The following is a 16,747-nucleotide window of genomic DNA, read 5'->3' on the forward strand; positions in this document are numbered from 1 at the left end:
CGCTATCGCGGGCCGGTCAGCCGGTCGCGGCGACCCACCGCTGCACCACCTGGGCGGCGGCACCGCTGTCGAGGGCCTCGGCCGCCCGGCGCATCCCGTCGCGGACCGCCCCGTCCAGCTCCTCCGCGGTGTCGGGGTGGGAGGAGGACTCACCCGCCTCGACCAGGGCCAGCGCCGTGCCGGCGTTGAGCAGCACCGCGTCGCGCACGGCGCCGGTCTCCCCGTCGAAGAGGCGGCGGGCCACGCGGGCGTTGTGGTCGGCGTCCTGACCGCGCAGCTCCTCGAGGGGATGCAGCGGGACGCCGAGGCGTCGGGGATCGAGGACGTGGGGGTGCACCCGGCCCCCGTCGTCCGCCCACCACAGCGAGCTCGTGGTCGCGGTGGTGATCTCGTCCAGGCCGTCGTCACCCCGGAAGACCACGGCCTGGGTGCCCCGGTCGGCGAAGACCTGCGCCATGAGCGGGGCCATCCGGGCGTCCGCGCAGCCGACGGCGGCGTAGCGCGGCTGGGCGGGGTTGGTCAGCGGGCCGAGGAAGTTGAAGGCGGTGCCGATCCCGAGCTCGCGGCGCACGGCGCCGGCATACCTCATCGACGGGTGGAAGGTGAGGGCGAAGCAGAACGTGATGCCCGCCTCGTGCGCGACCTGCCGGACCCGCTCGGGGGAGAGGTCCAGGCGGACGCCCAGGGCCTCGAGCATGTCGGCGGAACCGGACCGGCTGGAGGCCGCGCGGTTGCCGTGCTTGACCACGGTCGCACCCGCCGCCGCCATGACGACGGCCGACATGGTGGAGATGTTGACCGTCATCGCGCGGTCCCCGCCGGTCCCGACGATGTCGACCGTCGGCCCGGGCACCTCGAAACGGTGCGCGTGCTCCAGCATCGTGCTCGACAGCCCGGACATCTCCTGCGCCGTCTCACCCTTGGTGCGCAGCGCGGTCAGGAAACCGCCGAGCTGGGCGTCGCTGGCCGCGCCGGTCATGACCTGGTCCATGACCCAGGAGGTGGTGCCGCTGGAGAGGTCCTCTCCGCGCGTCAACGAGCTGAGGACGTCCGCCCAGGTGGTGGTGACGGCTGCGGCGCCGGCCCCGCCCGTCCGGTCGGCGCCGTCGGTCACCGTCGGGCCAGGTCGGCGACGGCCGCCGTCAGCCGCGCCTCGTCGAGGGGCCGGGAGAGGACGGCGTCGGCCTGGGACCAGGTCGCGAGCCAGCCGTCTCCGGGGCGCCCGGTCAGCACGAGGACCGGGGGGCAGTCGAAGAGCTCGTTCTTCAGCTGCCGGCAGACGCCCATCCCGCCGTAGGGCTGCGACTCGCCGTCCAGGATGAGCAGGTCGTAGTCGCCGTCCCGGGCCTCGATGAGGGCCACCTCGGGCGTGGCGCACTCCTTCCACCGCTCGATGACCACGTCGTCCGCCGGTCGCTCGCCGACGCCGACGCGCACGGCGTCCCGCACCGAGCGGTCGTTGCTGTAGAGCAGGACCGAGATGGAGGTGGTGGTGAGGCCGCCGGAGGCGGAGGGGACCGCGGGAGTGCTCATGCCGGCGATCCTACCGAGCCGCCCGGAGGAAGCACAGGAGCGCCTGCGGCGGGGTGGCCGCGCGTGCTGTGCCGCGATGGGCCTAAGATGGGCCTGTGGCGACATCTCCTGCAGCAACCCTGAGCGACGCCGACCGGTTCCACGCGACCGCGCACGGACCGGCGACCCGGCCCAACATGGTCGCGGTCGGCACCATGGTCTGGCTGGGCAGCGAGATCATGTTCTTCGCCGGGCTGTTCGCGATGTACTTCACCATCCGCTCGGTCTCTCCCGACCTGTGGGCCGAGCGCACCGAGTACCTCGACGTCACCTTCGCCACCATCAACACGATGATCCTCGTCATCTCCTCCGTGTGGTGCCAGTTCGGGGTGTGGAAGGCCGAGCGGGGCATCCCGCACCGGACCGGGAGCCTGTTCCACATCGGCAACCCCCTGGGCGACACCGGCTGGGGCATGCGGGAGTGGTACACCCTCACCTACCTCTTCGGCGCGACCTTCATCGCCGGGCAGGTGTGGGAGTACGCCACGCTGACCATGGAGGGTCTCACCCCCACCGCCGACCCCTACGGCTCGGTCTTCTTCATCACCACCGGCTTCCACGGCCTCCACGTGACCGGCGGGCTCATCGCCTTCCTCCTCATCATCGGCCGCAGCTTCACCGCCAAGCGCTACACCCACGCGCAGGCCACCGGTGCGGTGGTCACCTCCTACTACTGGCACTTCGTCGACGTGGTGTGGATCGCGTTGTTCGCGGTCATCTACCTGCTGCAATGAGACGTCCGCGCCTCCGTCCCCGTCCCGCCGTCCCCGACCCCCGGAAGGACCGCCGAGTGAGTTTCCTCGCCGCCCGCCGTCGCAGCCCGCTGGCGCTGCTCGTGCTCCTGTTCCTGGGCCTGACCTTCACGGGCACGGCCTACGCCGCCCTGCAGACCAACGTCCCGCCCGGGACCTCGGCCGAGGGCGCCTCCCAGGAGCAGCTCGACGAGGGCCGCGAGCTCTTCCTCGGCAACTGCGCGTCCTGCCACGGGATCAACGCCGCGGGCAACGGCGAGGCCGGCCCCTCCCTCTACGGCGTCGGCGCCGCCGCGGTCGACTTCCAGGTCGCCACCGGCCGGATGCCGCTGCCCGCCCCGGGGGTCCAGGCCAAGCGCAACATCTCGCAGGTGCACTTCAGCGACGAGGAGATCACCGCCCTCGCCGTCTACGTCGACTCCCTCGCCCCCGGCCCGGACGTGCCGGAGGAGCAGTGGCTCGACGCCTCCCAGGGTGATGCTGCCAACGGCGGCGCGGTCTACCGCACCAACTGCGCGATGTGCCACAACTCCTCGGGCACCGGGGGAGCGCTGACCCGGGGCAAGTACGCCCCCACCCTCATGGGCGTGGACGAGCAGCACATCTACGAGGCCATGCTCACCGGCCCGCAGTCCATGCCGGTCTTCAACGACCAGAACATCACCCCCGAGGAGAAGCGCGACGTGATCGCCTTCCTCAAGAGCGTCGAGGACGGCGCCAACGACCAGGGCGGTCACACGCTGGGCAGCCTGGGTCCGGCGGGCGACGCCCTCTTCGCCTGGACGATCGGCATCCTGGTCTTCATCGGGGCTGCCGTGTGGCTCGGACGAAAGGCGGCCTGAGGCATGACGAACCCCCACCACGACGAGACCGCACCGGCGGTCCGCCAAGAGGCCGGCGCGCCGGCGAGGACCGAGCGCTTCGAGAACCCGGGGTTGCCTCCGCACGTGCCCCGCCGCGCCGATGTGGACCCCAAGGCCGCCAAGCGCGCCGAGATCCAGGTCGTCGTGCTGTTCACGCTGTCGGCGCTGGCGTCCATCGCGTTCGTCGTCGCCTACTTCGTCATCGACCCGGACCTCAAGGGTTATCTGCTGGGCATCGGGGAGATCAACCTCTACCACCTGGCCCTGGGTCTGACCATGGCCCTCTCCCTGCTCGGCATCGGGCTGGGGGCCATCCACTGGGCCAAGACGCTCATGCCAGACGAGGAGGTCGTGGAGCAGCGTCACCCGCAGGCCTCGAGCCAGGAGGACCGCGACGCGGTCGGTCAGACTCTGTCGCACGGATGGCGCAGCTCCCAGCTGAACCGGCGTTCGGCCATCCTCGGCTCGGCGGGGGGTGCGCTGGGCCTGTTCGCCCTGCCCGTCGTGGTGCCGGCCGTGGCCGGGCTGGGCCCGCGTCCCGGCGCGGAGCTCTACACCACTCATTGGCAGGAGGGGACGCTGCTGCGCATCGACCCCTCCGGTGCCGGGATCCAGGCCGGGGAGGTCACGCCGGGGTCGGTCTTCCACGTCATGCCGGACGGATGGGTCGGCCACGAGGCGATCGAGGAGCACGGGGCGGAGGAGGTCATGGCGGCCAAGGCCCAGGACCAGGTGATCCTGGTTCGATTGGATCCCTCCCTCATCACCAGCCAGAAGCAGCGGGAGTGGGGCTTCGATGGCATCGTCGCGTACTCGAAGGTCTGCACCCACGTCGGCTGTCCCGTGGCGCTCTACGAGCAGACGACCCACCACCTGCTGTGCCCGTGCCACCAGTCGACGTTCGACATGACCGACGACTGCAAGGTGATCTTCGGGCCGGCCAAGCGGGCGCTGCCCCAACTGCCGATCACCGTCGACGGCGACGGCTACATCGTGGCTGCCGGAGGATTCCGGGAGCCCGTCGGACCGAGCTTCTGGGAGCGCGAGCGCCCGGGCTTGTTGGGAGTTGAGGAGACATGACGACACACGTCCCCCAGGGTGCCGGTCACCTGCGCACCGATGAGACCCCGCCGGAGCGGCCGGCCAGCCAGACCGACCAGTCCTCGCCGGACGCGAAGTTCCCGTCGATACTGACCTGGTCCGACGAGCGGGTCGGCACCGCCAAGGGCCTGCGTTTCGCCCTGAAGAAGGTCTTCCCCGACCACTGGAGCTTCCTGCTCGGCGAGATCGCGATGTACTCGATGATCATCGCGCTCCTCACCGGAACGTTCCTCACCCTGTGGTACGTCCCGAGCATGGGCCACGTGGTCTACGACGGCGAGTACGTCCCACTCAAGGGCATCGGCATGTCCGAGGCATACGCCTCCACCCTCGACATCAGCTTCGAGGTCAGGGGTGGCCTGCTCATCCGGCAGCTGCACCACTGGTCCGCGCTCTTCTTCATCGTCGGCATCGCGCTGCACGCGGCCCGGGTGTTCTTCACCGGCGCCTTCCGCAAGCCGCGCGAGCTCAACTGGGTCATCGGCGTCGTCATGTCGCTGCTGGCGATCATCGAGGGTTTCGCCGGGTACTCGCTCCCCGACGACCTGCTGTCCGGCACCGGCATCCGGGCGATGTACGGCTTCATGATGTCGGCCCCCGTCATCGGGACCTGGATGACCTACCTCGTCTTCGGCGGCGAGTTCCCTGGTGAGTCCATCATCCCGCGCCTCTACATCGCGCACGTGCTGCTCATCCCCGCGATCCTCGTCGGGCTCTTCGTCCTGCACCTCGCCCTCGTCGTGGTCCACAAGCACACCCAGTACCCCGGGCCGGGACGGACCAACGACAACGTCGTCGGCTTCCCGATCATGCCGGTGTACGCCGCCAAGGCCGGCGGGTTCTTCTTCGTCGTCTTCGGGATCACCGCGCTGGTCTCGGCCCTGGTGCAGATCAACGGGGTGTGGGTCTACGGGCCCTACGACCCCACCCAGGTGACGGCGGGCAGCCAGCCGGACTTCTACATGTGGTTCTCCGACGGCGCGCTGCGCCTGCTCCCGGGATGGCTGGAGTTCACCCTCTTCGGGACCGTCTGGAGCTTCAACATCTTCCTGGGTTCCCTGGTCCTGCTCCCCCTGGTGTTCGTGGTGATGGGTGCCTACCCGTTCCTCGAGGCCTGGGTCACCGGCGACAAGCGCGAGCACCACGTCCTGCAGCGGCCGCGCAACGCCCCGACCCGCACGGCGATCGGCATGGCGGCCATCTCGATGTACCTCGTGCTGGCGCTGGCCTGCGTCAACGACATCCTGGCCATCAAGCTGGGGTTGTCGATCAACGACCTGACGATCCTCTTCCGGACCATGTTCTTCGTGCTCCCGGTCCTGGTGTTCTTCGTGGTCAAGCGGTTGTGCCTGTCGTTGCAGCGGCACGACCGCGAGCGCGTCCTGCACGGCAACGAGACCGGGCGCATCGTCCGCACCCCCGAGGGTCGGTTCTTCGAGGCGCACGAGCCGCTGGACGAGTTCGAGCGCTGGGCCCTGGTGGACTACGACACGCCGCAGCCGCTGGGTCTGACCCAGGGCCCGGACGTCGACAGCCGCGGGGTCGCCCGACGCCGTGGCCCGCTCGCCGGCGTGCAGGCGGCGGTGTCCTCGTTCTTCTACAAGGACGCGGTCACGGCGGTGACGCCGGCGGAGCTGGCCGCTGCCCACCACCACGGCGAGCACGACGCGCTCGAGGGGTCCTCGACCCCGCAGCTGGGCGTGCCGGTCAACGACAGCACCGGTGACGACGACTTCACCGATGTGCACGGCTCCGCGGTCCAGGCGCCCCCGCACCATCGCTGAGCACGAGCCCGACGGGCCGCGCCCCGCCCCGGAGACGGACGGCGGGGCGCGGTCATGTCCGGGCAGCGACCGTGCCGCGGACCCGGCCGGGGAACCGCTGGTGATGTCGCGGGAGGAGTTCGAGGACGCGGTCGGGGACTCCTTGGACCTCGTGCCCGAGCCGCTCATGGCACGGCTCGACAACGTCGTCTTCCTCGTCGAGGACGAGCCCCCGCCCGACGAGCCCGACCTGCTCGGCCTCTACGACGGCATCCCGCTCACCGAACGGGACTGGGGCGCGCAGCTGCCGGACCGCATCTTCATCTACCGCGGGCCGCTGCTGCGACTCTGCACCGATCGTGACGAGCTCCTGGACGAGATCGCGGTCACGGTGGTGCACGAGATCGCCCACCACTTCGGGATCGACGACGCCCGCCTGCACGAGCTCGGGTGGGGCTGACCGCCTCGGGCTACAGTGAGCGGGTGATTTCTGCCATCGTCATGATCAAGGCCGAGGTCGGTCGCATCCCCGAGGTCGCCCAGGAGATCGCCGAGATCGAGGGCATCCGGGAGGTCTACTCCGTGACCGGCGACGTCGACCTCGTCGCGATCGCGCGGGTCAACCGGCACGAGGAGTTCGCCGACGTCATCGCCGACCGGCTCAACAAGGTCGGCGGGGTGCTGGAGACCACCACGCACATCTCCTTCCGGGCCTACTCCTCCTCCGACCTCGAGGCCGGCTTCTCCCTCGGCCTGGAGCACTAGGACCCGCCGGGGGGACCGCGCGTCGACCTCGGGGTCGGCCCGCGTCAGGCGGGCAGGGCGCCGACCGGTCGCTCGACCGGCTGCGGCAGGTGCTCCCGGACGTCGCCGGTGGCCGACCACGACGCCGCCCCGGGCTCGAGCAGGGCGCGGCTCGCGCCGGCGCCCCCCACGGGGCAGGTCCACTCGCCCTCCAGGTCCACCAGCCGGACGCCGGGGGTCTCCAGCCAGCGCAGCACCAGCTCGGTCTCCTCCGGCAGCGCCGCCGGGTCGCCCCCGTCGGGCCGGGAGACCACCTCCGCGGTCTCCCGCAGCGCCTCGACGTAGGGGAGAGGGTCCGCACCGCGCGGGCTGAGGCAGGCGCCGGCGAGCCGGCCGTAGCGGACGCAGACGAGCTCCCAGCCGCCCTCCTCACCCCGCCGGGCGGCGACCACCTCGGGGGAGCGGGTCAGCGGTCGCAGCCGCTGACCACGGGCCGTGGCCCGCACCAGGGCCATCATCCGGTCGCGCAGCGTGCGAGCCTCCTCGAAGCGCTCCTGGCCGGCCAGCTCGTCCAGCCTGGACCGCAGGGCGGCCACGACGTCGGTGGTGCTCCCGACCAGCGCGCGTCCCGCCTGCTGGGCCACCTGGGCGTAGTCCTCCTTGCTCTGCGCCCCGACGCACGGACCACCGCACCGGCCGATCTCCAGCAGCACGCAGGCGCTCGAACCGGGCGAGCGCTCGGAGAGCCGCCGGGTGCACTGCCGCAGGGGGAGGACCTCGTGCAGGGCCGTGACGGCGGCCTCGGCGGTCCGCCTCGAGCCGAACGGACCGGCATACTGCGCGCGGTCGTCCCGAACCGAGCGGACCACGGACAACCGGGGGAACGGCTCGTCGGTGAGGCGCACCCACACGGCCTTCTCCGGGTGGCGGGACCGGCGGTTGTAGCGCGGCTTGTGCTCGGCGATGAGCCGCAGCTCCCGCACCGAGGCCTCGAGGGCGGTGGCGCACACGATGGGGGTCAGGGAGTCGGCGAGCCCCACCATCTCCGCCATCCGGCGACGGTTCTCCGAGGCGGTGAAGTAGGTGAGGGTGCGCCGTCGCAGGTCGGTGGCGGTGCCGACGTAGAGAGGGGTGCCGGCGCGGTCGCGGAAGACGTAGACGCCCGGCGCCGACGGCATGCCCTCCGCCAGGACCCGCTTGCGTCGCTGCGCCGGGCTGACCCGCGAGCTGTAGGACTGCAGCTCCTCGAGGGTGTGCACCCCGAGGTTGCCCACCCGCTCGACCAGCCCGTGCAGGACGTCGACGGTGGCCCGGGCGTCGTGGAGCGCCCGGTGGTCGGGCGTCGTCACCGAGCCGAACAACCGGGCCAGGCTGGCGAGCTTGTGGTTGGGGGCCTCGTCCTTGTGCACGAGCTGGCGGGCCAGCCGCACCGTGTCCAGGACGGGGAAGGCCGGCCAGGGGTGCCCGGTCTCGGAGGCGGCCGCCTTGAGGAAGGCCACGTCGAAACCGGCGTTGTGGGCGACGAGGACGCTGCCCCGGGCGAACTCGAGGAACTGCGGCAGCACGACGGAGATGGGCGGCGCCTCCACCACCATGGCATTGGTGATGCCCGTCAGGACGGTGATGAACCCGGGGATGGGCGTGGCCGGGCGGACCAGCGTCTGGAGCTCGCCCAGGACCTCACCGCCCCGGACCTTGACCGCACCGACCTCGGTGATCTGGGAGCCGGAGGGCGACCCTCCGGTGGTCTCGAGGTCGACGACCACGAAGGTCACCTCGGACAACGGGGTGCCGAGGTCGCCGAAGGTCTGCTGCGTGTAGGTCACCGGGCGGCCCGGGTCGGGAGGAGGGCCCGACGGCCCCCGACTCGTGTCCAGCGTCTGCATACCGCCGAGGCTAGGCGCGGGGACCGACAGACCGCGGGAGGACACCGGCCGCGCGGTGGGTCGCGGGGTATGTCGGTCCCCGCCCCTAGCGTCGTCGTCATGAAGGAGGTGGACCCATGTCCATGCACCCGACCACACCATCGACCCCGCACGACCGGGCGGTCACGCTCATCGACTGTCAGACGTGCCCGGTCCGCGGACGCCACTGCGGGGACTGCTTCGTGCCCGTCCTCGGGCGCCTCTGGCTGGAGGACCCGGTGCCGGTGTCGCGCCCCCGGGCCGCCCCGACGGCCCAGGTGCCGCCGGACGGGCCCGAGCCGGCCGGGCAGCCGGGGACCGCACGGCTGGACAGCGACGAGCTGGCGGCCGTCGGTGCCTTCGTGCGGGCCGGGCTGGTCACGCCCGACGACGCGCAGGGCGTCCGGGCGGTCGTCGAGCCGGCTCGCCGCGCCGCCGCGGGCTGACGTCCGCGGGCCCCGACCCGGACCAGGACCCAGACCCGGACCAGGACCCAGACCCGGACCAGGGCCCGGGGTCCGGGCCGGCGTCAGCGTCGGCGGTAGACCGCCTCGATCTGCTCGGCGTGCGCCTCGGCCACGACGTGACGACGCAGCTTCAGCGACGGGGTGAGCGTCCCTGCCTCGACGGTGAAGTCCTCGGCCAGCACGGTGAAGGCGCGGATCGACTCGGCGCGGCTCACCGCGGCGTTGGCCTCGTCCACCGCGTCCTGGATCTCCTGCCGCAGGAGCGGGTGCGTGACGACCTGCTCGGGGGGCAGCCCGGTCAGGCCGTGGCGTCCCAGCCAGTCGGGCAACAGGTCGGCGTCCAGCGTCACCAGGGCCGCGACGAAGGGCCGGGCCTCACCGACCACCATGCACTGCGAGACGAGGGGATGAGCGCGGAGCCGGTCCTCGAGCGGGCCCGGCACGACGTTCTTGCCGCCGGCGGTGACGAGGATCTCCTTGCTGCGGCCGGTGACCCGCAGGAACCCGTCGGCGTCCACCTCGCCCAGGTCCCCGGTGCGCAGCCACCCCTCCTGCAGGACCGCAGCGGTCCCCTCCGGGTCGTGGCGGTATCCGCGGAACACCCCGACGCCCTTGACGAGGATCTCGCCGTCGTCGGCCACCCGCACCGAGACCCCGGGCAGGGGTCGCCCCACCGTCCCGATGCGCAGCTGGTCCGGGGTGTTGACGGTGACCGGTGCCGTGGTCTCGGTCAGGCCGTAGCCCTCGAGCACGACGATGCCTGCTCCCCGGAAGAAGTGCCCGAGCCGTGACCCCAGCGCGGCCCCGCCCGAGATGGCGTAGCGGACCCGGCCGCCCAGGGAGGCGCGCAGCCGGCCCAGGACCAGGCGGTCGGCGAGGGCGTGCTGCACCCGCAGGACGGGTCCCACCGACCCGGTGTCCACCGCGCGGCTGTGGGCGTCGGCGACCCGCGCCGCCCACCGGAAGACGGCGGCCCGCCCCGAGGCCTGCGCCCGCTGCTCGGCGGCGGCGTAGATCTTCTCGAAGACCCGGGGCACCGCGAGCACGAAGGTCGGGCCGAAGCCGGCCAGGTCGTCCAGCAGGCTGCGGGCGTCCGGGCTGTGGCCCATGCGCACCCCGGCGCGCAGGCAGACCACCTGGATGAACCGGGCGAAGACGTGCGCCAGGGGGAGGAAGATGAGGTTGGCGGCGCCCGGGGCCTCGACGACGACGGCCAGCCGTTCGCAGGCGTTGTCGGCCAGGGCCATGAAGTTGCCGTGGGTCAGCTCGCAGCCGCGGGGCACCCCGGTCGTCCCGGAGGTGTAGATGATCGTCGCGAGGTCACCCCGGTCGACCGCGCTGCGCCGCGCCTCCAGCTCGTCGTCGGCGACCTCCAGCCCGGCTGCGGCCAGCTCCTCCAGCGACCCCGACCCGATCTGCCACACGTCGCGCAGGTCGGGCAGGTCGTCGCGGCACCGGGTGACGACGGCACGCATCGCGGCGTCCTCGACGATCATGGCGACCGCCCCCGAGTCCTGGCAGATCCATCGCACCTGGTCCGCCGAGCTGGTCTCGTAGACGGGCACCGGCACCGCCCCCACGCTCCACAGCGCCAGGTCGGTCACGGTCCACTCCAGCCGTGTCCGGCTCATCAGCGCCACCCGGTCGCCCGCGCCGACACCGGCGGCGAGGAAGCCCTTGGCCAGGCGGTCGACCCGGCCCTGCAGCTCGACGGCGGTGACGTCGCGCCAGGTGTCCCCGTCCCGGGCCGAGGCCAGCACCCGTGCCGGCTCCCGGTAGGCCCACCCGAGCAGGTAGTCCACGAGGTTGCCGGCCCCCGATCCGGTCACCAGGGGAGGGACGGACACCTCGGACACGACGACGCTCCCATTCGCGGATCGGCTTCACTCGGGCGGCCTCACCCTACCCTCGCCCGATAGGGTGCAGGAGTGAGGACCTGCGTCGGCGTGGACATCGGAGGCACCAAGATCGCGGCGAGCGCGGTCCAGGACGGCACCATCCTGGAGCAGGCGCTGCGGGAGACCCCGGCGCAGGCGCCGGACGACATCGTGACCGCCGTCGCGGACCTCCTGCGCGAGCTGGCGGAGCGGCTCGGCCCGGACCGGCCGATCGAGGCGGTGGGGGTGGCGTGCGCCGGCTTCATCGACCGGACCGGCGACCTCGTCGTCTTCGCCCCCAACCTCGCCTGGCGGGACGAGCCGCTGCGGGAGCGGCTCGAGCGGGCCACCGGGCTGCCGGTGGTGCTGGAGAACGACGCCAACGCCGCTGCGTGGGGGGAGTTCCGTTTCGGCGCCGCACGAGACGCCGAGGAGATGGTGCTCATCACCCTCGGCACCGGTGTCGGCGGGGGCATCGTCGTGGACGGGGAGCTGGTCCGGGGCACGCACGGGATGGCGGCCGAGGTCGGCCACATGCGGATGGTCCCGGACGGGCACCGCTGCGGGTGCGGCAACAAGGGCTGCTGGGAGGTGTACGCCTCGGGCAGCGCCCTGGTGCGGGAAGCGCGCGACCTCGTGGCCGGTGGGAGCCCGCACGCGGGCGCGCTGTCGGACGCCTGCGGCGCAGACCCGGCCGCCCTCACCGGGGTCATGGTCACCCAGGTGGCGCAGGCGGGCGACCCGGCGGCCCAGGAGCTGCTCGAGGACGTCGGCCGCTGGGCCGGGGAGGGCCTGGCGTCCCTCGCCGCGATCCTCGACCCGGGGCTGCTCGTCATCGGCGGTGGGGTCTCGGCGGCGGGCGACCTCGTCCTGCAGCCGGCCCGACGCGCCTTCGGGCGTCACCTCACCGGGCGCGGGCACCGCGAGATCACGCCGGTGGTGCTGGCCGAGCTCGGCAACGAGGCAGGGATGATCGGGGCGGCGGACCTCGCCTCCCGCCGGGTGTGAGCGTCCCGGCGCCAGGCCGCGCCGTCCTGGCCGTCGGTGTCGACGTCGGGGGCACGCACGTCAAGGCGGGGCTGGTCGACGCGCAGGGACGGGTCACCTCCGAGGCGCGCCGCCGGACCCCGGTGCGCACGGCGGCGCCCGCCACCGTGGAGGACCTCGTCGTCGAGGTGGTGCAGGAGCTCCTCCAGCAGGTGCCGTCCGACGTCCGTGACCTCGTGCCCGTCGGGGTGGGGGCGGCCGGGTTCGTCGACGCCGACCGGGGCCGCGTGGTCTTCGCGCCCCACCTGTCCTGGCGGGACGAGCCGCTGCGGGACGCCCTCACGGCCCGGCTGGGGCGGCCGGTGGTGCTGGACAACGACGCGCACGCCGCGGCGTGGGCCGAGCACCGGTTCGGGGCCGCTCAGGGGGAGAGCCACCTGGTGGTGCTGACGCTGGGGACCGGTATCGGCGGTGCCATCCTCACCCACGGTCGGCTGCAGCGCGGGCGCCACGGGCTGGCCGGGGAGTTCGGGCACCAGCAGGTGGTCCCGGGAGGGCTGCGCTGCGAGTGCGGCAACCAGGGGTGCTGGGAGCAGTACGCCTCGGGCCGGGCGCTCGCCCGTCTCGCCCGGGAGGTGCTGCGGGTCGGGGGTCCGCCGGCCGCGGCCCTGCGCGCCGGCCCGGATGGTGACGTCACCGGCGAGCACGTGTGGCGGGCCGCGCGGGACGGGGACCCCAGTAGCCGGAGGATCCTGGCCGAGGTCGGGCGGTGGCTCGGGGCGGGGCTGGCGGGTGTCGTGGGCTCCCTCGACCCGGGGACCGTGGTGATCGGGGGTGGCGTCAGCCTGGCCGGCGACCTCCTGCTCGACCCGGCCCGCGAGACCCTCGCCGGCACCCTGGTCGGCCGCGGCCACCGCCCGGTCCCCCCGGTCCTGGCTGCGCGGCTGGGGCAGCGCGCCGGTCTCGTGGGCGCGGCCGACCTGGCCCGCCACCCCGACGGGGCGGCCTCCCCGCACCGCGCCGGGTCCGGGTGACCCCGCATACCGGGTCCGCGGGGGGCGTGGGGGAGGATGAGCCCATGCCCTCCCTGCGCGTCGCCAGCTACAACCTGCGCGGACTCAAGGACAGCGCGGACGCGGCCGCCGCGGTCGTCCGCGCGATCCGCCCCGACGTCCTGCTGCTGCAGGAGCTGCCCCGTCACCCGGGTTCGGAGTACGCCGTCAGCGCCTTCGCCCGCAGCTGCGACCTGCTCTGGTCGGGGCGCACCAGGCTGCTCAGCGGCACCGGCCTCATGACCTCGCTGCGGGTGACCGCGGCCGACTCGGTGGACCGCCGGCTGCGCGTGGGGCTGCGGGAGAACCCGCGCGGCTACACCACGACCCGGGTCCGGCTGCCGGAGGGACCCCAGGTGGACGTCGTGTCCGTCCACCTGTCCCTGCGGGCCGAGCAGCGGGAGCAGCACACCGGCACGGTCCTGGCCGAGCTCGCCGCGGCGCGGGCCGGCTCCGAGGACGTGCCCGTGGTGCTCGGCGGCGACCTCAACGAGGAGCGCGACGGGGCCGCGTGGCGCATGCTGGCCGACGGGCTGCAGGAGGTCAGCGACGACCGGCCGACCTTCCCGGCCCACCAGCCGCACCGCCACATCGACGCGGTGTTCGCCCGCGGCCACCGTGGCGCGGAGCCCGGGGACCCCGCCCTGCTGGACGGTATGCCGGTGCGCGAGGCGAGCGACCACCTGCCGGTCTGGGTGGACCTCGAGGTCTGAGGGCGACCCGACGCCGGTCCGCAGGCCGGGAGGGACACCCCCGCGGGCAGGCTCAGACGCGGGCGCCGTCGTCCCCGTCGAAGGGCGGCCGACGCCGTGGCTGGCGCAGCACCAGCAGGACGAACCCCCCGATGGCCAGGAGCGCGCCCACGCCGGCGAAGGCCGGCGGCAGCACGGGCACGACCGCCGAGAGCACGACCAGCAGCGGGCCGACGACGAGCCCCACGACGATGCCCCAGAAGTGCAGGTCGCCGGCCGGCAGCGGCTCGGGCGGAGGCGGGACGAAGTGCTCCTCCTCCTCGGGCGGCTCGTAGGACCGGTGGTCGGTCGCCATGCCCTCCGGGGTCGTGGGGCCGCGGTGCGAGGGGCGCGCGGGGGTCGGCGCCTGGTCCGCGGCCGGGGGCCAGGGCGGGTTGACCGTGCCCCCGTGCTGCGCGTCGTGCTCCCCGCGCAGGCCCGCCACGATCTCGCGGAAGACCCGGTCCACCTCAGGGTCGGCCGGGCCGTCCTCGGGGCTGCGGGGGCTCACCCCACCAGTCTTGCACGGTGCCCGGCTCGGTCCGACGCGGTGCCGGGCTCCCGGGGGTAGAGTCGGCGCGCACACCGGCGCCCGCAGCGCGGCGGACGACACGGCCCGAGGAGGACGCCCGATGATCTACTGGATCCTCAAGCACCTGGTGGTCGGGCCCCCGCTGCGCGCGGTCTTCCGTCCCTGGATCGAGGGCAAGCAGCACCTGCCGCAGACGGGCGCGGCGATCCTGGCGAGCAACCACCTGTCGTTCTCCGACTCGATCTTCCTCCCGCTCCTGGTGGACCGCCGCATCACCTTCCCCGCCAAGATGGAGTACTTCACGGGGACCGGCGTCAAGGGCTGGCTCACCCGGTTGTTCTTCACCTCCACCGGTCAGATCCCCATCGACCGCTCCGGGGGCTCGGCGTCGATGGCCGCGCTGGAGCAGGGCCTGCACGTGCTGCGCCGTGGGGAATTGTTCGGCATCTACCCCGAGGGCACCCGCAGTCCCGACGGCCGGCTCTACCGCGGCAAGACCGGCATGGCCCGGCTGGCGCTGGAGGCGGACGTGCCGATCATCCCGTGCGCCATGATCGACACCGACAAGGCGCAGCCGACGGGACAGAAGATCCCCAACGTGGTGCAGGTGGGGGTGCGTGTCGGGCGTCCGCTCTCCTGGCCCGAGCACGCCGGGCGCACCGAGGACCACGCGGTGCTGCGACAGATCACCGACGAGGTCATGGCCGAGCTGCAGCGGCTCTCCGGGCAGGTCTACGTCGACGAGTACGCCGCGAGCGTCAAGGAGCGCCTCGCCGCCCGCGCCCGGTCCGGGGTCGAGCAGGCCCGGGCCGGTCTGGAGCAGGCCACGGAGCGGGCCAAGGAGGGTCTGGAGCACGCGGGCGAGAAGGCCCGTGAGGGCCTGAGCCACGCCCGCGAGGACATCGCCGGGGCGACCGGGAAGGCCAAGGAGAGCCTCGCCGAGCGACGGGCGCGGCGGCGGACCGAGCACGAGGACGCCCCCGAGGCGTGACGCGGCGTCAGAACCACCACCTGCCGTCTCCTACCATGGAGCGGTGAGCACCGACCTGACCGGCCTGGCCACCTCCGGTGGCCCCGACATCGACTGGCCCGACCTGCCCGCGCGCCAGCAGCCGACGTGGCACGACCCCGCGGCCCTCGCCCAGACCCTGTCGGTGCTCGGGACCTATCCGCCCCTCGTCTTCGCCGGGGAGTGCGACCAGCTGCGCTCGCGGATGGCCGACGTGGCGGCCGGGCGGGCCTTCACGCTCCAGGGCGGCGACTGCGCCGAGACGCTGGCCGACGTGACGGGTCCCAACATCCGGGACCGCATCAAGACGATCCTGCAGATGGCCGTCGTCCTCACCTACGGCGCGGGGACGCCGATCGTCAAGGTCGGGCGGATGGCCGGGCAGTTCGCCAAGCCGCGCAGCTCGGACACCGAGACGCGCGACGGGGTGACCCTGCCGGCATACCGCGGGGACATGGTCAACGGCTTCGAGTTCACGCCCGAGGCGCGCCGCCCCGACCCCGAGCGGCTGCTGCGGTGCTACCACGCGAGCTCGGCCACCCTCAACCTCGTCCGCGGGTTCACCAGCGGCGGCTTCGCCGACCTGCGCAGCGTGCACGCCTGGAACAAGGGCTTCCTCACCGGGCCGGCGCAGGCGAGGTACGAGCTCATGGCCGGGCAGATCGACCGGGCGGTCCGCTTCCTCGAGGCCTCGGGCGTCGCCGACGCCGAGGAGATGCGTCGGGTCGAGTTCTACTCCGCGCACGAGGCGCTGGTCCTCGACTACGAGCGCCCCATGGTCCGCCGCGATCACCGGACCGGGCTGCTCTACGACACGTCCAGCCACCTCGTCTGGGTGGGCGAGCGCACCCGCGACCTGGACGGCGCGCACATCGACTTCGTCTCCCGGATCCAGAACCCGGTGGCGGTCAAGCTCGGCCCGTCCGCCGACCGCGACACCGTGCTGGCGCTCATGGACCGGATCGACCCCGACCGCACCCCGGGGCGTCTCACCTTCATCACCCGCATGGGCGCGGGGACGATCCGGGACGTGCTCCCGTCGCTGCTCACCTCGCTCGGCGAGGACGCGCGGCGGGTGGCCTGGGTGTGCGACCCGATGCACGGCAACACCTTCACCTCCCCGAGCGGCTTCAAGACCCGCCGCTTCGAGGACGTCGTGGACGAGGTGCGCGGCTTCTTCGCCGCGCACGCCGAGGCGGGCACCCATCCCGGGGGCATCCACGTGGAGCTGACCGGCAACGACGTCACCGAGTGCGTCGGCGGCACGACCCCGGTCGACCTCGACGACCTGGGGCTGCGCTACGAGACGCTGTGCGACCCCCGCCTCAACCACCAGCAGAGCCTGGAGCTGGCCTTCCTCGTCGCCGAGATGCTGGAGCGGGGCGGCCGCTGA

At 73.2% G+C, this 16,747-nt stretch carries 17 protein-coding genes; 12 read left to right on the forward strand and 5 right to left on the reverse strand.

Annotation, left to right across the window (positions count from 1 at the left end):
* Positions 1–16: 16 nt before the first annotated feature.
* Positions 17–1,114 (reverse strand): anthranilate phosphoribosyltransferase, encoded by a 1,098-nt coding sequence (gene trpD, locus FHD63_RS05060; protein WP_139720660.1) that lies wholly within the window; start codon positions 1,112–1,114, stop codon positions 17–19.
* On the reverse strand, positions 1,111–1,533 hold the full coding sequence (locus FHD63_RS05065; protein ID WP_139720661.1) for a response regulator transcription factor: 423 nt from the start codon (positions 1,531–1,533) through the stop codon (positions 1,111–1,113). The genes trpD and FHD63_RS05065 overlap by 4 nt, the downstream gene beginning before the upstream one ends.
* Positions 1,534–1,628: 95 nt before the next feature.
* Here FHD63_RS05065 and ctaE point away from each other — a divergent pair, with 95 nt between their 5' ends.
* The 6 genes from ctaE to FHD63_RS05095 all read left to right on the forward strand — a co-directional run bounded on the left by ctaE (position 1,629) and on the right by FHD63_RS05095 (position 6,816).
* Positions 1,629–2,306 (forward strand): aa3-type cytochrome oxidase subunit III, encoded by a 678-nt coding sequence (gene ctaE / locus FHD63_RS05070; RefSeq protein ID WP_476748628.1) that lies wholly within the window; start codon positions 1,629–1,631, stop codon positions 2,304–2,306.
* A gap of 56 nt (positions 2,307–2,362) precedes the next feature.
* Positions 2,363–3,166, forward strand: a complete 804-nt coding sequence (qcrC, locus tag FHD63_RS05075; protein WP_139720663.1) for a cytochrome bc1 complex diheme cytochrome c subunit — start codon at positions 2,363–2,365, stop codon at positions 3,164–3,166.
* A gap of 3 nt (positions 3,167–3,169) precedes the next feature.
* Complete coding sequence (gene qcrA / locus FHD63_RS05080; RefSeq protein WP_139720665.1) at positions 3,170–4,267, forward strand: cytochrome bc1 complex Rieske iron-sulfur subunit; 1,098 nt, start codon at positions 3,170–3,172, stop codon at positions 4,265–4,267.
* Positions 4,264–6,072, forward strand: a complete 1,809-nt coding sequence (qcrB, locus tag FHD63_RS05085) for a cytochrome bc1 complex cytochrome b subunit (protein ID WP_139720667.1) — start codon at positions 4,264–4,266, stop codon at positions 6,070–6,072. The genes qcrA and qcrB overlap by 4 nt, the downstream gene beginning before the upstream one ends.
* A 103-nt stretch (positions 6,073–6,175) precedes the next feature.
* Positions 6,176–6,511 carry a metallopeptidase family protein gene (locus FHD63_RS05090; protein ID WP_139722984.1) on the forward strand — a complete coding sequence of 112 codons (336 nt, stop codon included), beginning with the start codon at positions 6,176–6,178 and terminating at the stop codon, positions 6,509–6,511.
* Between the two features lie 23 nt (positions 6,512–6,534).
* The gene (locus FHD63_RS05095) at positions 6,535–6,816 is read left to right on the forward strand and encodes an Lrp/AsnC family transcriptional regulator (protein ID WP_139720669.1); all 282 of its coding nucleotides are present in this window, start codon (positions 6,535–6,537) and stop codon (positions 6,814–6,816) included.
* A gap of 44 nt (positions 6,817–6,860) precedes the next feature.
* Here FHD63_RS05095 and FHD63_RS05100 read toward each other — a convergent pair whose 3' ends face one another.
* A complete protein-coding gene (locus FHD63_RS05100; RefSeq protein ID WP_139720671.1) occupies positions 6,861–8,681 on the reverse strand; it encodes a DEDD exonuclease domain-containing protein in 1,821 nt (606 codons plus the stop codon).
* Between the two features lie 116 nt (positions 8,682–8,797).
* On the opposite strand from FHD63_RS05100, the gene FHD63_RS05105 reads away from it, so the two are divergent.
* Positions 8,798–9,145, forward strand: a complete 348-nt coding sequence (locus FHD63_RS05105; protein ID WP_238705773.1) for a hypothetical protein — start codon at positions 8,798–8,800, stop codon at positions 9,143–9,145.
* A gap of 83 nt (positions 9,146–9,228) precedes the next feature.
* On the opposite strand, the gene FHD63_RS05110 is transcribed toward FHD63_RS05105, so the two are convergent.
* Positions 9,229–11,022: an AMP-dependent synthetase/ligase gene (locus tag FHD63_RS05110; RefSeq protein ID WP_170215588.1), complete on the reverse strand. Its 1,794-nt coding sequence runs from the start codon at positions 11,020–11,022 to the stop codon at positions 9,229–9,231.
* Between the two features lie 72 nt (positions 11,023–11,094).
* On the opposite strand from FHD63_RS05110, the gene FHD63_RS05115 reads away from it, so the two are divergent.
* The 3 genes from FHD63_RS05115 to FHD63_RS05125 are packed head-to-tail and all read left to right on the forward strand — an operon-like array spanning position 11,095 to position 13,795.
* Complete coding sequence (locus tag FHD63_RS05115) at positions 11,095–12,051, forward strand: ROK family glucokinase (protein ID WP_139720673.1); 957 nt, start codon at positions 11,095–11,097, stop codon at positions 12,049–12,051.
* Positions 12,048–13,064 carry an ROK family glucokinase gene (locus FHD63_RS05120; protein ID WP_139720674.1) on the forward strand — a complete coding sequence of 339 codons (1,017 nt, stop codon included), beginning with the start codon at positions 12,048–12,050 and terminating at the stop codon, positions 13,062–13,064. Before FHD63_RS05115 ends, FHD63_RS05120 begins: the two co-directional genes overlap by 4 nt.
* Positions 13,065–13,108: 44 nt before the next feature.
* A complete protein-coding gene (locus tag FHD63_RS05125) occupies positions 13,109–13,795 on the forward strand; it encodes an endonuclease/exonuclease/phosphatase family protein (protein ID WP_139720676.1) in 687 nt (228 codons plus the stop codon).
* Between the two features lie 52 nt (positions 13,796–13,847).
* On the opposite strand, the gene FHD63_RS05130 is transcribed toward FHD63_RS05125, so the two are convergent.
* Positions 13,848–14,324 carry a hypothetical protein gene (locus FHD63_RS05130; protein WP_139720678.1) on the reverse strand — a complete coding sequence of 159 codons (477 nt, stop codon included), beginning with the start codon at positions 14,322–14,324 and terminating at the stop codon, positions 13,848–13,850.
* 121 nt (positions 14,325–14,445) lie between these two features.
* Here FHD63_RS05130 and FHD63_RS05135 point away from each other — a divergent pair, with 121 nt between their 5' ends.
* Both FHD63_RS05135 and FHD63_RS05140 read left to right on the forward strand, forming a co-directional pair.
* Complete coding sequence (locus FHD63_RS05135) at positions 14,446–15,336, forward strand: lysophospholipid acyltransferase family protein (protein WP_139720680.1); 891 nt, start codon at positions 14,446–14,448, stop codon at positions 15,334–15,336.
* 43 nt (positions 15,337–15,379) lie between these two features.
* The gene (locus tag FHD63_RS05140; RefSeq protein ID WP_174964899.1) at positions 15,380–16,747 is read left to right on the forward strand and encodes a class II 3-deoxy-7-phosphoheptulonate synthase; all 1,368 of its coding nucleotides are present in this window, start codon (positions 15,380–15,382) and stop codon (positions 16,745–16,747) included.

It is taken from the genome of Serinicoccus chungangensis (assembly GCF_006337125.1).
Taxonomy (GTDB): domain Bacteria; phylum Actinomycetota; class Actinomycetes; order Actinomycetales; family Dermatophilaceae; genus Ornithinicoccus; species Ornithinicoccus chungangensis.